The following is a 4,071-nucleotide window of genomic DNA, read 5'->3' on the forward strand; positions in this document are numbered from 1 at the left end:
GTTGTCGGGTCTGGCGCTGGGTGCGTTGCGCAGTGAGCTTGGGTCGATCGGGGTCGTGGGGGGACGTGGTGGTCCTGGTGCGTTCGGGTGAGCTGGCCGACGTGCGGGGGATCGGGCCGCGCCGGGCCGGGGAGATCCGCACGGCGCTGATCGCGGAGGGCTTTCCGGTCCACGGGGGCTGGTGACGGGTCCGCCGATCGCGGCCGTGCTGTCGTACAAGTCGGGAGATCAGCCACGGCCCCCGCCGGGACCTGGGGGTCCCGGCGGGGTGCGGCTCAGCAGTAGACGGACTTGAGCAGTTGTAGCCGGACATACCCTCGGGACCGAGTTCGCGGCCGATACCGCTGGCCTTGACGCCGCCGAAGGGCGCCGCCGGGTCGGGCATGTACCTGTTGATGCCGATCGTTCCGGTGTGGACGCGGCGGGCCAGGCGCAGCGCGCGGTCGGGGTCGGTGGACGAGATGGTGCCGCCCCAGGCCGTAGTCGGAGTCGTTGGCCATCCGCACTGCTTCGTCGTCGTCGCGGTAGGGATGACGGTGAGGACCGGTCCGAAGATCTCCTCCCGGCTGACGGTGGCGTCGTTGCCGACGTCGGCGAACACGGTCGGCTCGACGAACCAGCCGCGGTCGCGGCCTGCGGGGCGGCCGCCGCCCGTGGTGATGCGGCCGCCCTCGGCCCGGCCCTTGGCGATGTAGCCCTCCACCCGGTCCCGCTGGCGGGCGGTGGCCATGGGCCCGATCTGCGTTCCCGGATCGAGCGAGTCGCCGACGGTCATCGAGCGGGCGAACTCGCAACTACGCCTTCTTCGGCGCTCCGGTCGGCCTGGTCATCACGGTGAGCCGGCACCTGCTCGCCGGCGCGCTCATCGACGCGGGACTGTTCCTCCAAGCCCTGATGTTCGCCGCTCGCGGGGCCGGGCTGGACACGTGCCCGCAGGCGTCGCTGATCCCTTTTCATCCGGTTCTGCGCGACCAGCTCTCCATCCCCGAGGACCAGACCATCGTGTGCGGCCTCGCGCTGGGTACGCCGACCCCGAACACGTGCTCTGCACCCAGCGCACGTCACGCGAGCCGGTGGACGATTTCGCGGTCTTCCACGACGGCGCCTCGCGACACGTCACTGTGACGGAAGGAGACAAAGTTGCCGAGTAACGAAGCACTCGTCTTCGACGTGTACGGAACCCTCGTCGACCCCATCGGCATCGCGCGTCATCTGGAAGGAAGGCTGCCTCCCGCCGATGCGGCCGATGTCGCCAGGATCTGGCGCCACAAACAACTCGACATCAGTTTCCGGCTCACCGCCATGGGACGGTACGAGGACTTCGCCTGGTGCACCCGCAAAGCACTGGACCACGCGCTTGCCCTGCTGGACAAGAAGCTTGAGCCCAGTGAAAAGGAATCACTGATCGCGCGCTACAACGACCTTGAACCGTTTCCGGACGCGGTCCCCGCGCTGAGCGGCCTGCTCGACCGAGGACATGTCCTGGCCGTCCTGTCCAACGGCACGCCGGCGATGCTCGAAGCGATCTTGGACGCAAGCCGCCTGCGTCCGTACTTCACCGAGATCATCAGCGTCGACGAGGTACGGGCGTTCAAACCGTCCCCCCTCCCGTACCGCCACGCGGCCATGCGCCTCAACCTGCCGCCGTCACGGCTGCGCTTGGTGTCGTCCAACTCCTTCGACATCATCGGCGCGGAGTCGGCCGGACTCCGCGCCGCCTGGGTCGACCGCTCAGGCGGCGTGTTCGAGCCGGACGGCGGCCCACCGGACATCGTGATCCGATCCCTCACCGACCTCCCCGCCGCGCTCGACTCAACCCCTGGGCACGACCGCTGAAACCCCGCCCGACTCCCGGCTGTGGTGTCGGGGCCACTTCTCCTGGCCAATGCCTGGCCCGGATCACCGCCCTGTTCGGCCGTCCGCTGCGGGACTTGTGGCCTCGCCGGTAGCGGGCAGCGGATAGAAGGCCACGATCAGGGCTGCGCCGATGGCGGCGCCGAGGAGTTGAGCGGCGACGAAGCCGGGCACCGAGGATGGGGCGATCCCGGCGAAGGTGTCGCTGAACGCGCGGCCGACGGTGACCGCGGGATTGGCGAAGGAGGTCGAGGAGGTGAACCAGTAGGCGGCGCCGATGTAGGCACCGACGGCCGGGGCGGCGGCCAGCGCGGCCCGCTCGGTTCGGACAAGAGCGAAGATGAGCAGGACCAGGCCGAGGGTGGCGACGGTCTCGCCCAGCCACAGGTGGGGCTGGGAGCGGTCCCGCTCGGAGGCGGTAAGGGCCGGTAGGTCGAACATCAGGTTCGCCAGCACCGCGCCGCCGATCGCGCCGAGCACCTGCGCCGGGACGTAGACGGCCGCGTCCCGCAGGGGGCGGCCTTGGAGCAGGCAGTCGACGGCAGTGACGACCGGGTTGAAGTGCGCACCCGATACCGACCCGAACATCAGGATCAGGGCGGCCAGTCCGAAGGCGGTGGCGGTGGAGTTCTCCAGCAACTGCATCCCGACGTCGTCCGGGGACAACCGAGCGGCCATGATGCCCGACCCGACCACCACGGTGACCAGCAACGCGGTGCCCACCGCCTCAGCCAGGGCCCGGCGCGGCAACGACACCGAATCGTTCCTCCCAGCGAGTGGCAGGACGGGTTCTTTGGCGGACTGGGTGCCGGTCATGGAGGCGGTCCTGGCTGAGGAAGCGGTGCGTGACGCCGTGGGCGTCGGTGAGGTGGCCGGGTCGGGTGAAGCGGTCACGGACGGCAGCCTTTGCTGGTGAGAAGGGCTGGGGGACGAGTAGAGGACAGCATCAGGGCGGTCCACGGCGCGCGGATCAGGCGCGGAGGGGGACGTCCAGGTCGGAGAGCAGGCCGCGGACGCGCTGTTCGATCTCGTCGCGGATGGGCCGGACGGCGGCCAGGTCTTGGCCGGCGGGGTCGTCGAGCGTCCAGTCCAGGTAGCGCTTGCCGGGGAAGACCGGGCAGGCGTCGCCGCAGCCCATGGTGACGATGACGTCGGCGGCCTGGGCGATCTCGGTGGTCCAGGGCTTGGGGAACTCGCCGGTGATGTCGATGCCGCGCTCGCGCATCGCCTCCACCGCGGCCGGGTTGATCTGGTCGCCGGGCTCGGAGCCGCCCGACCAGCCGATGGCCCTGTCCTCGGCCAAGTGGGTGAAGAAGCCCAGCGCCATCTGCGACCGCCCAGCGTTGTGGACGCACAGGAACAGCACGATCGGGGTGCCGGTTGCGTCCTTGCCCTCGACGCGGGCCAGGGCCTGCAGTCGCTGGCGGGCGAACCGCTCGGCCAGCAGCGGCAGGAAGTGCGGGACGCTGGCGCGTCCGGCGAACTGGTCGTAGCTGGTGTGCAGGAACCGGTCGATGGTCTCGGTGCCGAAGGTGCCGGAGAACTCCTCGGCCAACCTGTGGGCGGCGGTGAACAGTGCGTGCTGCTGGTCGACGCTCAGGTCCTCGCGACGGTAGGTCTCGGTCATCGGGTGCTCCAAGGCGGTTTGCGGGCCGGTAGGCCGACCTGAGGTCAGCCGGGCGGGTCGGCGGGATCGGTTCGGGACGATTCCGTGGGCGAATCTCCGGTCGGGACGTCGACGGCCGCGCTGAGCCGGTCGACGCGGGCGGCGATCTCGGCGAAGGCGTCCTCGAACGCGGCGTCGGTGTCGACGCGGACCGGGTCGGGCACCGACCAGTGCAGTATCGAAGCCCTCCGATGCCGGCGTTCGGTGCCGAGTTCCTCGTAGGCGTTGTCGCAGACGGCCACCACCAGGTCGTCGTCGGCGACCACATCACCGACATGGCGGGTCAGCCGCTTGTTCATGGTGAAGCCGTGGCGGCGCGCCACCGCGACCGCCCGCCGGTGCACCCCAGGGCCGGGACGGGTCCCCGCCGACACCGCCGGGATACGGCTGCGATGCGCCCACAGCACGGCCGCCAGCTGCGAACGCGCCGAATTGCGCGTGCACACGAACACCACCCGCGATGCCGTCACCGGCTGCGTCCACGCGGCGGGAGACAACGCCGCCAACGTCTGCGGAACCAGCCGCACATACCAGCGGCGCCGGTCGGCCTC

Annotated in this window: 6 protein-coding genes; 2 read left to right on the top strand and 4 right to left on the bottom strand. The window is 70.4% G+C overall.

The window, feature by feature from the left end; translation table 11 throughout:
* A partial coding sequence (locus tag E1264_RS40975) for an aldehyde dehydrogenase family protein (protein ID WP_132182711.1) occupies positions 1-775 on the bottom strand: 775 nt, incomplete at its 3' end.
* Between the two features lie 53 nt (positions 776-828).
* Here E1264_RS40975 and E1264_RS40980 point away from each other — a divergent pair.
* Together E1264_RS40980 and E1264_RS40985 are read left to right on the top strand one after the other, a co-directional pair.
* A complete protein-coding gene (locus tag E1264_RS40980; RefSeq protein ID WP_243711481.1) occupies positions 829-1,125 on the top strand; it encodes a nitroreductase family protein in 297 nt (98 codons plus the stop codon).
* Positions 1,126-1,140: 15 nt separating this feature from the next.
* Positions 1,141-1,836, top strand: coding sequence for a haloacid dehalogenase type II (locus E1264_RS40985; RefSeq protein WP_132182713.1), 696 nt, complete (start codon positions 1,141-1,143; stop codon positions 1,834-1,836).
* Positions 1,837-1,899: 63 nt separating this feature from the next.
* Here E1264_RS40985 and E1264_RS40990 read toward each other — a convergent pair whose 3' ends face one another.
* The 3 genes from E1264_RS40990 to E1264_RS41000 all read right to left on the bottom strand — a co-directional run.
* Positions 1,900-2,610, bottom strand: coding sequence for an MIP/aquaporin family protein (locus E1264_RS40990; RefSeq protein WP_207936912.1), 711 nt, complete (start codon positions 2,608-2,610; stop codon positions 1,900-1,902).
* A gap of 214 nt (positions 2,611-2,824) precedes the next feature.
* Positions 2,825-3,481, bottom strand: a complete 657-nt coding sequence (locus E1264_RS45770; protein ID WP_132182717.1) for an arsenate reductase ArsC — start codon at positions 3,479-3,481, stop codon at positions 2,825-2,827.
* A 44-nt stretch (positions 3,482-3,525) separates the two neighbouring features.
* Positions 3,526-4,071: hypothetical protein (locus E1264_RS41000; protein WP_132182719.1), on the bottom strand; the 546-nt coding region annotated here is incomplete at its 5' end.

Origin of the sequence: Actinomadura sp. KC216 (assembly GCF_004348535.1) — a bacterium.
GTDB lineage: Bacteria > Actinomycetota > Actinomycetes > Streptosporangiales > Streptosporangiaceae > Spirillospora.